Origin of the sequence: Streptomyces sp. NPDC008139 (assembly GCF_042957025.1) — a bacterium.
In the GTDB taxonomy this organism is placed as follows: domain Bacteria; phylum Actinomycetota; class Actinomycetes; order Streptomycetales; family Streptomycetaceae; genus Actinacidiphila.
On sequence record NZ_JBIBHM010000005.1, the window covers coordinates 152114 to 165798 of the forward strand.

The window sequence follows — 13685 nt, forward strand, 5'->3', positions numbered from 1 at the left end:
CTTCCGTCAAATCTGTTGTGCGGGACAGGGGTTCACAGAATCCCGTACCGCATCGCGCTCGTCACCGCCGCCGTCCTGTCGGTGACGTCGAGCTTGGCGAAGGCCCGCAACAGGTGGGTCTTGACGGTGGATTCGCCGATGAACAGGCGTCGGCCGATCTCGGCGTTGGTGCAGCCCTCGGCGACCAGCCGCAGGACGGCGGTCTCGCGCTCGGACAGCCGGGGGCGCTCCGGCCGGGCGCGGAGCCGGTCGACCAGGCGGGCGGCGACGGACGGGGCGAGCACGGTCTCGCCCCGCGCCGCCGCCCGCACGGCGTCGGCGAGTTCGCCGCGGGCCACGTCCTTGAGGAGGTAGCCCGCGGCGCCCGCCTCGACCGCCCGCAGGATGTCGCCGTCCGTCTCGTACGTGGTCAGCACCACGACCCGGCAGGGCAGCCCGGCCGCGGTCATCCGCACGATCGACTCGACCCCGCCGCCGCCCGGCATCCGCAGGTCCATCAGGACGATGTCCGGCAGCAGGTCGGCGCTGAGCGCCTCGGCGCGCGGCCCGCTGTCGGCCTGCCCGACGACGTCGAGGTCCGGCTCCGCGCTGAGCATCGCCGCCAGCCCTTCCCGTACGACGGGGTGGTCGTCGGCCAGCAGCACCCGAATGACCCTGCTCACGTCACAGCCTCCAGCGGCAACCGTACGGTGATGGTCGTGCCGTGGCCCGGCGCCGATTCGACCCGCGCGACCCCGCCCATCTCGGCGGCCCGCGCCCGCAGCCCCGGCAACCCGTATCCGGGACGCGGCAGTTCGGGGTCGAAGCCGCGCCCGGTGTCGCACACCCGCAGGCCCAGCGCGTCCGGCGCGTAGTCCAGGCCGAGCGCGACGGCGGCGTTCGGGCCGGCGTGACGGCGGGTGTTGGCCAGCGCCTCCTGGCAGGTGCGCAGGACGACCACCTCGACGGCGGCGGGCAGCCCGCGAACGGACCCGGTCACGTCCACGGCGGCTGCCGCGCCGGTCTGCTCCGCGTGCCGGGCCGCCAGTCGGCGTACGGCGTCGGGCAGCGAGCTGTCCCGCAGGTCGGCGGGGGCGCCGCCGGTGACCAGCGCGCGGGCCTCGGCCAGGTTCTCGCGGGCGGTGCGGGCCATCAACTCCAGGTGCCGACGGGCCTGTTCGTCGTCGTGCCCGACCTCGGCCTCCACCACCTGGGCGAGCATCAGCAGGCTGGTGAAGCCCTGCGCGAGGGTGTCGTGGATCTCCCGCGAGAAGCGTTCGCGCTCCGCGAGAGCGCCGCGTTCGGCGGAGAGCCGGGCGATCACCTCGCGGCTGGCGTCGAGTTCGGCGACGAGTTCGGCGCGGCCCGCGCTCTGCTCGATGATCTGGATGATCCAACTGCCCACGACCGCGGAGAACATCAAAGTGACGACCGCGAAGACCGAGTTGTAGTAGAGGTCGTGCGCGTCTGGACGCCACAGCGCCGCCCAGCCCGCTACGGGCGTGATGTTGATGACGGCGTCCGCGACCAGCGCCCACCGCACCCGCAGCAGCATGAAGCACTGCGGGACGAGTGCGAAGGTCGCCAGGCGCGTCTCGCCGACCAGCACCGCGGGCGGCAGGAACAGCGCCACGAGGACGGCGATGTAGCGGACGGCCGTCCGCTCCCCGTAGGACTGCGCGATCAGCAGCGGGCGGCCGACGAGCACGTACCACGGCACGAGCAGGCCGAAGAGGCAGGCGGCCGTGGTGCGCACGCCGGGCCCCGGGCTCTCGGCGGCCAGCGCGAAGAGCACGGTGGCGACCCACACCACCGCGAAGAAGCAGTCCCAGGGCAGGAACGAGCGCTCCCACACGTCGGGGGACCGGGCCCCCGCCCCGGCCCCCGACGCCTCGGCCGCCGTGGCGCTCAGCCCTCGCTCCGGTTCTTCCACCGGAAGGTCAGCAGACACAGCACCAATCCTCCGACGACCCACGCCCCCAGCACCAGGGCGATCCGCCCGTACTCCCAACTCCCGGCCGGTTCCAGGGAAGCCGCCGCCTGGGGCAGGAACACCCCGCGCAGCCCCTGGCACAGCCACTTCAGCGGGAAGACCGACCCGATCGTCAGCATCCAGTTGGGCACGGTGTCGATCAGGATGTACACCCCCGAGATGAACTGGAGCACCAGGAAGGGCAGGACGACCACCGAGGTCGCGCTGCGGCCTGTCTTCGGCACGCTGCTGATCGCGATGCCCAGCAGCGCGCACGAGGTGGCCCCCAGCAGGAACAGCCACCCGAAGGTCAGCCAACCGCCCACGTCAGAGGGCAGGTTCACGTCGTAGATCGTCGTTCCGAAGAGCAGCAGCAGCGCCGTCTCCGCCACGCTGGTCACCAGCACCAGCCAGATCTTCCCGAGGAAGTACGCGGCCGGCGGCATCGGTGTGCCGCGCAGCCTGCGCAGCACGTGCTCGTCGCGTTCGATCGCGATCGAGACGCCCAGCGACTGGAAGCTGGTCGACATGATGCCCGCCGCGATCATCGACGCCACGTAGTACTGCGACGCCGTGGACCCGGTGTTCGCCATGTCGTCGCCGAAGATCGACGCGAAGAGGAACAGGAACACGATCGGGAACGCGAAGGTGAAGACGAGCTGCTCGCGCAGCCGGAAGAAGATCCGCAGCTCCATCGCCCCGCGCGCGAGCCCGAGCCGCCAGGCCCCCGGCAGCCGCTCGTGCTCGGCACGCGGAGCGCCGCCGGGAGCGGTCTCCACCCCGGCGCCGGTCTCGGCGGCGGTCATATGGCGTCTCCTCGGGGTGCGGTGGGTCCGGGGTCCGGTGCGTCGCCGTGGGTGGGCTCGGCTCGGTGCGGGGGCCGTGGCGTTTGGGCGGGCGTCGCCGCAGGCGTCTCGGCGCTGATCAGCCGCAGGTAGATGTCCTCCAACGTGGGCCGGGTGATGCGGAGTTCGGGGATCTCGCCGTCGAGGCGGGCCGCGAGGGCGGTGACCGTGCGGGTCGGGGTGTCGGTCTCCTGCGACCGCCGGGTGCCGTCGGGCTCGGCCCAGTGGACGGTGGCGCGGGCCTGGGCGCGACCGGCCAGGGAGGCGGGCGCGCCCTCGGCGACCACGCGCCCGGCGCTGATCACGGCGAGCCGGTCGGTGAGGGCCTCGGCCTCCTCCAGGTAGTGCGTGGTGAGGATGATCGTCGTGCCCTCGTCCGCGAGGTGCCGGATCAGCTCCCAGAACTGCCGCCGCGCCGCCGGGTCGAAGCCGGTCGTCGGCTCGTCGAGCAGCAGCAGCTCGGGCCCGCCGATGACGCCCAACGCCACGTCGAGCCGCCGCCGTTGACCGCCCGACAGCGTCTTGGTCCGGCTGCGCGCCTTCGCGTCGAGGCCGACCAGCGCGATGACCTCGTCCGGGTCGCGCGGGCGCGGGTAGTAGCGGGCGAAGTGCCGTACGGTCTCGGCGACCGTCAGCTCCTGCGCCGCCGACTCGTCCTGCCACACGATCCCGACCCGCGCCTGCCAGGCCCGGTCGCCCGCCGCCGGGTCCTGCCCGAGAACGTCGACCTCGCCGCTGTCGCGCGAGCGGTACCCCTGGAGGATCTCCACGGTCGTGCTCTTGCCCGCCCCGTTGGGCCCCAGAATGCCGAACACCTCGCCCCGCGCGATGTCCAGATCCACCCCGTCCACCGCGGCGACCTCGCCGTACCGCTTGCGAAGCCCCCGTACCCGTACCGCCGTGTTCCTCGTCATGCCCCCACGCTCCCGCGCGCGGACGGCCCGGCGGGACGACCGTACGGGTACTCCGCTGTCCACCGAACGGTGGACGGGGAGCCCGCGGGGTCGTCCCGCCGGGCCGTCAACAGGCTCTAGGGAAGCGCCAGATGGACGAACGCGCCGTCGTGGTGGATCAACGGCCGGGCGGGGGAGGGGGCGTGGGTGGCCTCGACGACCCGGCCGATGGCCAGGGCGTGGTCGCCGACCGGCACGAGCTGGACGAGGGAGACGATCAGCGCGGCGAGGACGTCGTCCAGCACGGGCAGGCCGCGCGGCCCCCGGTGCCAGGCGGTGGCCGCCCCGAATTTCGCGGCCCCGCCGTGGGCGAAGCGCCGGGCGGTGTCCTCCTGGCCCTCGGCGAGCAGGTGGACGGCGACATGGCGGGCGCTCTCCACGGCGGTGAAGGACGCCGCGTGCAGGCCGACGGTGAAGGAGACCAGCGGCGGGTCCAGGGAGACCGACGTCAGCGAGGTGGCGCAGAAGCCGACCGGCGGCCCGGCGTCCTCGCCCGCGGTGATGACGGCGACGCCCTTCGCGTGCTGCCGCATCACCGCCCGGTAGAGCCCGGGCCCCACGCCCGCCTCCAACTCCGTTACGGAGGCGGGCGCCTCGGCGGACGCGGTCACGCCGCGCCCTCCCGGCCGCTCGGTACGGACTCCCGGCCGACCGTTGCGGACTCCCCGTCGCCCGGCACGAACTCCCGCATCCGCTCGGCGATCTCCTCCACGAAGGGCGACGCCTCGCCCTCCCCGTAGGCCGCCAGGTGGTCGCGCCAGTCGGCGAAGGCGCCGTCCGTCTCACCGAGCGCGAGGCGTACGGCGCCGCGCCGGTAGAGCAGGTCGGGGTCCTCGTCCGCGAGCGCCGGGATCGCGATGTCCAGGTCGGCCAGGGCCCGTTCGTACGCGCCCAGGTCGTACAGCGCCAGCGCCCGGTTGCCGCGCAGCACCGGGTCGTCGGCCAGCTCGATCGCGTGGTCCAGGTCGTCCACGGCCTCCGGCAGCCGCCCGGCGGAGTACGACAGCACGGCCCGGTTGACCCAGGCGGCGACGAACGACGGGTCGGACTCCAGGGCGGCGGTGAAACTGGAGAAGGCCGCGTCGACCTGCTCGGACTCGGCCAGCAGAGTCCCTTGCGCGCACAGCAGGTTGGCGTTCTTGGAGTCCAGCGCGAGACCCGCCTCGACGTCCGCCGTCGCCTGCTCGATCTCCCCGAGCGCCATCAGCAGGTCGGCCCGGTTGACGAGGGTGTCGACGTGGCCGGGGTCGAGGATCGCCGCGTAGTCCAGATCGCGCAGCGCGGCTTCCTCGTCGCCCAACTCCCGCAGCAGATCGGCCCGGTTGAAGTGCGCCTCGTGGAACGGCGGGCTGAGCCGGATCGCCTCGGCGTAGTCGGCGAGCGCCGCGTCGAACTGCCCGTTGGCCCGCCGCCCTCCGGCCCGCTCGAAGTAGTAGTCGCCGTAGTCGGGGTCGCGGCTGATCACCAGGTCGTAGTCGGCGAGCGAGCCGTCGTGGTCGCCGCGCGCGGCCAGGATCTGCGCGCGGTTGTAGCGCAGCACCGAGCGGTGCAGAAGCTGCTCGTCCGGGCCAAGGTCCTCGTCCGTCATCGCGATGGCGTCGTTGACCAGCGCCAGCGCCGCGTCCAGGTCGGCGCGGTGCAGCTCGACCAGCGCCTTCGCGTTCCGCATGAAAGCGCCGACGAAGACGCGGCGGTGCGGGTCCGGATTCCAGTCCGCGATGGCGATCGCGGTGTTGACCCACTCCAGCGCCCGCATCTCGTCGTGCATGCCCTTGGGCAGGTGGCGGGTGTAGAGCATCGCCATCATGTAGCAGCTATTCATGTGGATCTCGGGCTCGGTGCTGCCCGAGCGCAGCTCGGCGAAGTACGAGAAGCCCTTCTCGCCGCGCCGCAGGTACGACAGGCAGGCGCCGATCTTGTTGGTGAGGTTCCAGTACGGCTTGGGCCGCGCGTCGCCGAACAGCGCCCGCCCGCGCTGCGAGATCTCCAGCGCCGCCTCGTAGAAGCCGCTGTCGAAGCAGGACTCGCAGGCGTCCACGAAGGCGGTGCCCGCGCCGGCCGCCGGGTCGGTGCCGTGCTCCAGGTGGTAGAGGTGCGCGCCCAACGACACACCCGGCTCGGCGCGTTCGGCCAACAGTTCCGCGCGGGCGCTGTGCCGGGCGGCCCGCTCGGCCGGGTCCAACGCCTCGTAGGCGGCGGTCAGTCGCGGGTCCTTGCTGGTGCCGTCCGCGTCGATGAAGAGCTGCGCGAGATCCGCACCCTCCAGCCGCTCGTCCGGGGTCCCGGCCGTCTCCGGCGCGGCCCGGTCGGCATACGTGCGCAGCGCCTGCCCCAACTCGTCGTCGGCGAGTCCGTCCGTCTCCACCACCAGCCGCAGGACGGCCGGGTCGCAGCGCCGCAGCAGGACGGCGACCAGCTCACGGTCGGTGGGGTCGGCGTCGTCCAGCTCACGGAAGCGGATCACCGTACCGCCGGGGCGGACGGTACGCGCCCAGTCCGTCAGCAGCTCGGCGACGCCGTGCGAGACGCGCAGCGTACGGGCGACGGAGTAGAAGCGGGTGCGCTCGGCGCGGCTGGCGAGCGCGGTCAGCGTCTGCGGCGCGATCGGCACCCGGGGTGCCAGGTCGGGTGCCAGCGAGATCACCTCGGTGGCCCGCGCGGCGATGAACTCGTCGTGCTCTCCCGCCAGTTCGGGGATCACCGCGCGCAGCAGGGCCCCGCCCCCGGTGTACGGGCCCCGCAGCCGGCGATGACAGCGCACGTCGATGTCGGGCTCGGGCGCGGGCGGGAGGTCGCCGTACGTGACGGAACCGGCCGGGTCGACGGGGTCGGCGGTGGTGCCGGTGGCGGCGACCCAGCAGTGCCGAGGCGGGGACGAGGTCATGAAGTGCTCCTTGTGGTCCTGGAGTTCCTGGGAGTTCCTGAGGTTCGTGGGGTTTATGCGAGCCAAGCGGGGTGAGCGAACAAAGCGGGGCAAGCGAGCCGAGCGATCCAAGAGGAAAGGCGTGCTTTAAGCGACGCCTGCGATTTCCGGCTCCTGGCCGTTCGGGCCCTGTTCCTCTGCCCGTTCCGAATCCCCACGGGATTCCTTGGCGGCGCGCCGGTCCCGTACTGTCACGTAAAGCAGCAGCCCGAACTGGAGTGCGGTGAGGCCGACGAAGCTGATCGCGTCGAGAATCCCGCTGGTGGCCGTCCCGGAATCGCTGAAGCGGTTGTTGATCTGCGACCAGAAGTGCACGGTGGTCGGAATCCCCGCCCACAGCAGGCTGCCGAGCGAGAATCCGTAACCGACCACGAGCATCGGCGCGTACCAGCGCGCCATCCGCCGGTCACGGTCGGACCATTCGGCGTCGGGGTCGGCCACCGGGGGCGGCCTGCGCGTCCAGCGGCGGAAGAGCGTACGGACCTGGAAGCGGGCGGCGTTCTGGAGGTCGGAGCAGCGCAGGGCGTTGGTGAGGACGTAGTAGAGGTCGGTCTCCAGGTAGAACATGAACTGCCAGAGCAGCCGCATCACACACGTGAAGGAGATCGCCAGCATCAGGGCGGAGATCCACGCGGGGCCGTGTCCGCGCAGCGCCACGGCCAGCAGCGTCAGGCCCGAGATCAGCACGGCGTCGGCCAGCATCCCGGCCACGAACGGCAGATAGCGCCGCTTGCGCTCCACGCTGAACAGCGAGTCCAGCCGGGTCTCGGCGACCAGGTAGTACAGCCGGCGGCTGATCGTGAGCGTGGACGGCAGCCCCAACCGCCGCCCGGACAGGGCGTGATAGCCCTCGTGCACGAGGATGCAGGGAATCTGAACGACCGTCAGGGCGATGGGGATCAGCGCGAGATGGTCGGTGAAGAACACGTCGTGGTACGAGGGCCGCAGCGACGAGTCCCTGATCATCCAGGCGGCGGCGGTCACCATCAGCGCGAGGTAGACCAGCCAGGCGGGCCAGGAGAACGTCCAGGCGCCGAGCCGCTGCCAGCGCACCGGGCCGGCCGGCTCGTCCTCGCCGTCCCCGCGCAGGAACCCCAGATCGGCCAGGACGTCGAGGAAGTCGTCCACGTCCAGCGGCTCGCCGCAGGTCCGTTCGTACCAGGCGGCCACCCCGGCCACCGGCACCCCGGCCTCCAGCATCCGCAGCGCCTCAGCCCCCTCCTCGGGGAACACGGCGTACGAGGCGGTGTCCGGACGGCCGACCATCACGCCGTCGTCCTCGGGGATCATCGTGAGCTTGTGCAGCAGGACCGCGCCGCCGCCGCCGTCCGGCGCGGTCGTGGTGCCGTCCGACGAGGTCACGGTCATGCGGGGTGCCTCTCTACGGGGAAGTCGGTGACCGGAGTCGGTGACCGGAGCCGGTGACCGGAGCCGGGGCCTGCGCGAGGTGGTCAACAGGGCCCGGCTCCGGCGGTGTTGCTAGAGAGCCGAGCAGCAGTAGTACGCGGAGCTGGTCAGGCGGATGGTGCCGGCCTTGCGGATCGACATCTTCTTCATGGGGTTTCCTCCTCCCGGTTCCGTCGAGCGGTCTTCGGCCGCGGCTGGCCGCCGGGCCGAACCGGGCCAACTATGCGGTGGTAAAGCGCTCGCGCACGTCTGCAACATGACGTAGGCGCGTATGTGGGAATTGACTAGATGTACTCGTCCACGACCGCCGGGTGACCCCTTTTCGGCGTATACCCGCGTACGGCCGGGGACTTCACGGATTTCTGTTTGCGACAGATACGAGACCGCCGCCGGGGCGCGGCGCGGGGAATTACGCCGGATTCCCGCCGCGTCCGGTGAGCGAACACCGTCCGCCACCAGGCACCAAACCTTCACGCGGCCTTTCCGGAACGCCCGTACCAGCCACGATGAAAATGGGCCGGTTTCGCTCCGCCCCCGATGGCAGCTTCTTCGCTTCGCCGTCGACACACCGCTGCCGCGTGCTCACACTGCGCACATGACCAAGTCAGCGCCCTTCGTCGGGCGGTACCCCGAGAAGCGCGCCGCCGTCGCCGCCTTCGACCGCGCGGCGGCCGGCCACGCCCAACTCCTCCTCGTCACCGGCGAGGCGGGCCTCGGCAAGACCCGCCTCGTCCAAGAGCTCGCCACCCTCGTCACCACGGCCCCCCGCCACGCCCACCTCCGCACCGGCGACTCCGTCCCCCTCACCGGCCCCACCCTCGCCTACGGCCCCTTCATCGCCGCCCTCCGCGACCTCTTCGCCTCCGGCGCGGCCCCCCACCCCGCCGCAGACAGCGCTCCGCGCGAGCGCGGACCCTCGCCGGACGGCGGCGCGCGTGGAGCGGGGGGCTTCGGGGGTTCGGCCGATCCGTCGGACGGCGGTCACCTGGCGGACGGCGTGGCCGGTGGGCGCGGCGATGCCGAGGGTGGGCGTGCTTCCGATGGCGCTGTGGGTGGGGACATCCCCGCCACGGGCGATTCCGGCCCCGCGCCTGCTACGGGCGCGCCTTCGCGCGAGCGCGGACCGGTGGCGGGTGGTGGCGCGGAGGGTCGCGGCGCCACGCGCGGCTTCGGGGGTTCGGCCGGTGTGTCGGGCGGTGGTCACCTGGCGGACGGCGTGGCCGGTGGGCCCGGCCGTTCCGGCGCGGGGCGCGGGCCCGGCGATGCCGGGGTTGGCCCCGCGCCCGCAGCCGGGGGCGCTCCGCGCTGGCGCGGGGGCTTCGACGGGCTGGCTGAGCCCGGGCCGGTTGGTGGACGGGGCGCGGCGTACGCGTTTGGTGGGGGGCGGCCGGCTACGCGGCAGCGGGTGTTCGAGCGGGTGCTGGGGGTGCTGGGGGAGATGTCGGTGCGTACGACGCTGGTGCTGGTGCTGGAGGACCTGCATTGGGCGGACGCGTCGACGCGCGATCTGCTGGCGTTTCTGGCGGTGCGGCTGAGACGACAGCCGGTGCTGATCGTGGCCACGGTGAGGGAGGAGGAGCTGACGGCGGACGCGCGGCGCTGGTTCGCGGAGCTGGGCCGATGTCCGAGGGTGACGCGGCTGCGGCTGAGCGGCTTGGCGGACGCGGAGGTCGCCGAGCTGGTGACCGCGCTGCTCCCGGCCGACGCGGACGCCGCCGACGTGGCGGCAGCCGTATCGGCGGCGGAGGGAAACCCGCTGTACGCACAGGAGTTGGCACGGGCGTCCCGCCCCTGGCCGCCCGCGTCCATCGCGGAAGTGGTCCTCGCCCGAGTGAGCTGCGTGGACGCCGACGTCCGCGAGGTCATCGACCAGATCTCCGTGACGGACGACGGCATGACGCACGAACTCCTCGCCTCCACCGTCCCCTTACCCGAGCGAACGCTGCTGGCCGCCGTGCGCCGGGCCGTCGAGCAGCGCCTGCTCACCTCCACCGAGGACGGTTACGCCCTCCCGCACGGCCTGATCCGCCAGATCCTGTACGCCGACCTGCTCCCGGGCGAGCGCCGCCGCCTGCACCGCCGTTACGCGCACGCCCTCGCCGCCCGTACCGCCTCGGACCCCGCCCTCCTGGCCCGGCACTGGCACCTCGCCGACTGCCCCGCCCGCGCGGCCACTTCGGCCCTGACGGCCGCCCGCCTCGCCGTCAGCGCCCGCGCGTACCCCGAGGCCCACCGCCTCTACGCCCTCGCCGTCACCCTCTCCGACCACCTCTCCGAGGCCGCCGCCACCTCTCTCTGGCCGGAGGCCGCCCGCGCGGCCAGCTACGCGGGCGAGCCCCAGTGCGCCACGGAGTACGTCACGCGCGCGCTGGCGCTGTCGACGGGCGGCGGCCCGGCCACCCTCAACACACCGCGCCACGGCCCGCGTTCGGCCGAGGCGTACCGCGCCGACGGAAGCCACGCGGCAGCCGCCGCACAAGGGCAGGCGCAGGCACAGGCGCAGGCGCAGGCACAAGACCGCGCCCGCCTGCTCGAACGCCTCGGCGCCTACCGCCGCGAGGCCGGAGACCCCTGGGGCGCCATCGCCGCGCTGGAAGAGGCGCAAGGGCTCCTGGCCACGGCGCCCGAGGCGACCGGCGCCCTCGAAGCCAGAGTCCTGGCGGCGGCGGCCGACATGCGCGTCCAGGTCGGCGACCCGGACGGCGCGCTGCCGTTGGCGCAACGGGCCTTACGGATGGCCGAGCGCATCGGCGCCCTCGCCGAGCACGCCCACGCCCTCACCACCCTCGGCATCGTCCGCGCCCAGCGCGGCGACCTGGAGGCGGGGCTCGAAGCCCTGTGCGCCGCACGCGACTTGGCCCGCCGTACGGACTCCGTCGAGGACGTCCTGCGCGCGGCCAGCAACCACATGTACCTGCTCTGTACGGGGGGCCGCTTCGCGGAGGCGCGCGAAGTGGCCCTGACCGGACGCCGCGCGGCCAGCGAACTCGGCGCGCCGCCCCCGCTCACCGCCGTCCTGGACTTCAACACTGCCGCGGTCCTCGTCGCCACCGGCCGCTGGCCGGAGGCCGACCAGCTCCTGGCCGAACTCGTCGGCCAGTCCACCGCCCACATCACCCGCTATCTGCACCTGCTCCAACTGGAGTTGGCCGTCGCCCGCGGCGACCGCCGCCGCACTGCGGAACTGACCGCCGTACTCGCCGAAGCCCCCGACGACCCCCGCCTGCTCGGCCCCTGCCACGCCTGCCAGGCCGAACAGGCGCTGGACACAGGGGAGTTGGCGACAGCCGCCGACCACGTCCTGCACGGCCTGCGAGCCGTCGGCGGCGGCGCCCTCGCCGAGGAGGAGATCCGGCTGCTCGCCGACGGCGCCCGCCTCGCCGCCGAACTGGCCCTGCTGCCGGGCCCGGTACGCCCCCACGGCCTGCCCGCCGCCTGGGACAGCGCCGCCGGGACCTTCGCCGAACGCGCCGCCGCCATCGCCGCCCGCCACTGCGGCGAACCCGTCGTCGCCGCCTTCGGCGCCCTCGCCGCGGCCGAACACTCCCGCGCCGACGGCTCCGACGACCGGGCGACCTGGCGCCAGGTCGCCGACGCCTGGCGCGCCGCCGACCAGCCCTACCGCGAGGCGTACGCACGCCTGCGCGAGGCCGGGACCGCGATCCGCGCGGGCCGCCGCGAACAGGCGGGCCGCGCCCTGGCCGCCTGCCTCGGCCTGGCCGAACCCCTGTCCGCGGAACCGCTGTTGCGCCTCGCGCACGAACTGGCCACCCGCGGCCGTCTCACCCGGCCGCCCGACCCCACGCCCCGGTCCGTCGCCGCCCAGGCGCGCCTCGACCTCACCGAACGCGAGGCCCAGGTCCTCGCCCTGCTCTCCCGCGGCGAGAGCAACCGCCAGATCGCCCGCTCCCTCTACATCAGCGACCGCACCGTCGCCGTCCACGTCTCCCACATCCTGGAGAAGCTCGGCGTCCGCAACCGCACCGAAGCCGCCCTGGTCTACGCGCGTACGGACCGCCCCCGCCCCGAGCCCGCCCCGTAACCCGCCGCATCCGCGGTCCGCCGCACCCGTAACCCACCGTGCCCGGAACAAACACACCTTCGCTCGATCGAGTCAAAAACCGACGACATCGCTCCGCTTGCCGCATTTGCCAGAGGCATCACACCAAGATCAGCGGCGGGCCGCCTCCCGGCCCGAAGAAGCGAGCGAGCCGGGCCGGGTGCCGGGCTCCGCGTGAAGGGGATTTGTGTGAGCTCGAAAGCCAAGAAGGTCATCGGCTCGATGACCATGGCGCTGGCCGCCGCCGCCGCGCTGACCGTCGCCGTGCCGAGCGGCCCCGCCTTCGCCATCGACCACGTCGAGTGTGTCGGCGGCGCGGACTACCTGAAGATCTACTCGCACCTCAACGGCCGTGACAGCGTGGACTGTTACGCGAATTCGGGCCGGACCGACTTCGGCGGCTGGTGGGTCGACCGGATCGTCACGGGCAACAACGACTTGATCTACTACGACGTCAACGGCGACTCGGTGCGGATCAATCGCTGGACCGACATCACGTTCCCGAACCGCCCCCCGCAGGTCAAGAGCATCCAGATCCTCTGAGCCCGCGAGCCCGCGAGCCCGCGAATCCGCGCGCCCGCGAGGGTCCGAACCGGCGGCCGGGCGACGTACGGCGCCCGGCCGGGGTACCGGCTCCTCGGATCAGCCCGCGCGGACGCCGTCGAGGATCGCCAAGGCCCGCTCCACGGACTGGTCGACGCCCGCGTCGCTGTACATCGTGTCGACCATCACATGGTCGATGCCGGTACGTTCGCCCGCGGTCTTGATCACCGTCACCACCTGCTCCGTGGACGTGCCCGCCTCGATGTTGACGCGCAAGATCGCGTCGATGGAGCGCGGATCGCGGCCCGCCGTCCGCGCCGCCTCGTCCACCCGCGCCCGCTGCCGGACGATGCCGTCGAAGTCCACGAAGCCCGGCACCACGCACACCGGCAGCCAGCCGTCGGCGCGTTCCCCGATCCGGCGGAGCGCCCGCCCCGAGCGCGCGCCCAGGTACACGGGCGGCCGGGGCCGCCGCGCGGGCTTCAGCGGCGCGTGGTGCAGCGGCACCGACAACCGCGCCCCGCTGTACCCGGCCGGGTCCTTCGTCCAGATCTCTTCGAGTACGTCCAGCGTCTCGTCCATCCGGGCGCCCCGCGTGGCGAAGTCCACGCCCGCGGCCTCGTACTCCTCCGGCGACCAGCCCACGCCGAACCCCGCGAGCAGGCGTCCCCCGCTGATCAGGTCAACGGTCGTGAGCGACCTGGCCAGTTGGACCGGCGGATACAGCGGCGCCACCAGTACGTGGCTGCCGAGCAGGACGCGCTCGGTGGCGCTCGCGGCCACGCCCAGCAGGACGAACGGATCGGCCGCCGCGTTCAACTCCGGCGGAATCGTGCTCCCGCCGCCGTACCCGACGCTCGGATCGACGGCGGCCAGATTCCGGTCGCCCACCCACAGGCTGGCTCCGCCCGCCGACTCGATCCCGCGCGCGAACTCGGCGGCCCGCGCGACCTCGAAAGCCTGCTTGTTGAACTGCGGCAGTGCGAATCCGACCTTCATGGCC

10 protein-coding genes are annotated in these 13685 nt (G+C 73.2%); 2 read left to right on the forward strand and 8 right to left on the reverse strand.

Annotated features, from left to right (window positions below):
- Positions 1-32: 32 nt before the first annotated feature.
- The 7 genes from ACFZBB_RS11965 to ACFZBB_RS11995 form a co-directional block, all read right to left on the reverse strand.
- A complete protein-coding gene (locus tag ACFZBB_RS11965) occupies positions 33-662 on the reverse strand; it encodes a response regulator (RefSeq protein ID WP_391120384.1) in 630 nt (209 codons plus the stop codon).
- Positions 659-1930 carry a histidine kinase gene (locus ACFZBB_RS11970; RefSeq protein ID WP_391120387.1) on the reverse strand — a complete coding sequence of 424 codons (1272 nt, stop codon included), beginning with the start codon at positions 1928-1930 and terminating at the stop codon, positions 659-661. Before ACFZBB_RS11970 ends, ACFZBB_RS11965 begins: the two co-directional genes overlap by 4 nt.
- Positions 1888-2646 carry an ABC transporter permease gene (locus ACFZBB_RS11975; RefSeq protein ID WP_391121068.1) on the reverse strand — a complete coding sequence of 253 codons (759 nt, stop codon included), beginning with the start codon at positions 2644-2646 and terminating at the stop codon, positions 1888-1890. The genes ACFZBB_RS11970 and ACFZBB_RS11975 overlap by 43 nt, the downstream gene beginning before the upstream one ends.
- 107 nt (positions 2647-2753) lie before the next feature.
- On the reverse strand, positions 2754-3710 hold the full coding sequence (locus tag ACFZBB_RS11980) for an ATP-binding cassette domain-containing protein (RefSeq protein ID WP_391120389.1): 957 nt from the start codon (positions 3708-3710) through the stop codon (positions 2754-2756).
- Between the two features lie 116 nt (positions 3711-3826).
- A complete protein-coding gene (locus ACFZBB_RS11985) occupies positions 3827-4282 on the reverse strand; it encodes a flavin reductase family protein (RefSeq protein ID WP_355336440.1) in 456 nt (151 codons plus the stop codon).
- Between the two features lie 74 nt (positions 4283-4356).
- Positions 4357-6633, reverse strand: a complete 2277-nt coding sequence (locus ACFZBB_RS11990) for a tetratricopeptide repeat protein (RefSeq protein ID WP_391120391.1) — start codon at positions 6631-6633, stop codon at positions 4357-4359.
- A gap of 126 nt (positions 6634-6759) precedes the next feature.
- Positions 6760-8040 carry a hypothetical protein gene (locus ACFZBB_RS11995; RefSeq protein ID WP_391120393.1) on the reverse strand — a complete coding sequence of 427 codons (1281 nt, stop codon included), beginning with the start codon at positions 8038-8040 and terminating at the stop codon, positions 6760-6762.
- Positions 8041-8674: 634 nt separating this feature from the next.
- Here ACFZBB_RS11995 and ACFZBB_RS12000 point away from each other — a divergent pair.
- Both ACFZBB_RS12000 and ACFZBB_RS12005 read left to right on the forward strand, forming a co-directional pair.
- Entirely contained in the window at positions 8675-12121 is a 3447-nt protein-coding gene (locus ACFZBB_RS12000) for an AAA family ATPase (RefSeq protein ID WP_391120395.1), read from the forward strand.
- A gap of 246 nt (positions 12122-12367) precedes the next feature.
- On the forward strand, positions 12368-12682 hold the full coding sequence (locus ACFZBB_RS12005; RefSeq protein ID WP_391121071.1) for a beta/gamma crystallin domain-containing protein: 315 nt from the start codon (positions 12368-12370) through the stop codon (positions 12680-12682).
- A gap of 99 nt (positions 12683-12781) precedes the next feature.
- Here the strand turns inward: ACFZBB_RS12005 and ACFZBB_RS12010 are convergent, their stop codons facing one another.
- Positions 12782-13681, reverse strand: coding sequence for a TIGR03619 family F420-dependent LLM class oxidoreductase (locus tag ACFZBB_RS12010; protein ID WP_391120397.1), 900 nt, complete (start codon positions 13679-13681; stop codon positions 12782-12784).
- Positions 13682-13685 lie beyond the last annotated feature (4 nt).

What these genes read in the sequence shown, in the direction of transcription:
- ACFZBB_RS12005 (WP_391121071.1), top strand. Translation starts at nt 12,368, where the DNA reads ATGGCGCTGGCCGCCGCCGCCGCGCTGACCGTCGCCGTGCCGAGCGGC.
- ACFZBB_RS11975 (WP_391121068.1), bottom strand. Translation starts at nt 2,646, where the DNA reads ATGGAGCTGCGGATCTTCTTCCGGCTGCGCGAGCAGCTCGTCTTCACC.
- ACFZBB_RS11980 (WP_391120389.1), bottom strand. Translation starts at nt 3,710, where the DNA reads ATGACGAGGAACACGGCGGTACGGGTACGGGGGCTTCGCAAGCGGTAC.
- ACFZBB_RS12000 (WP_391120395.1), top strand. Translation starts at nt 8,675, where the DNA reads ATGACCAAGTCAGCGCCCTTCGTCGGGCGGTACCCCGAGAAGCGCGCC.
- ACFZBB_RS11985 (WP_355336440.1), bottom strand. Translation starts at nt 4,282, where the DNA reads ATGCGGCAGCACGCGAAGGGCGTCGCCGTCATCACCGCGGGCGAGGAC.
- ACFZBB_RS11990 (WP_391120391.1), bottom strand. Translation starts at nt 6,633, where the DNA reads ATGACCTCGTCCCCGCCTCGGCACTGCTGGGTCGCCGCCACCGGCACC.
- ACFZBB_RS11995 (WP_391120393.1), bottom strand. Translation starts at nt 8,040, where the DNA reads ATGACCGTGACCTCGTCGGACGGCACCACGACCGCGCCGGACGGCGGC.
- ACFZBB_RS12010 (WP_391120397.1), bottom strand. Translation starts at nt 13,681, where the DNA reads ATGAAGGTCGGATTCGCACTGCCGCAGTTCAACAAGCAGGCTTTCGAG.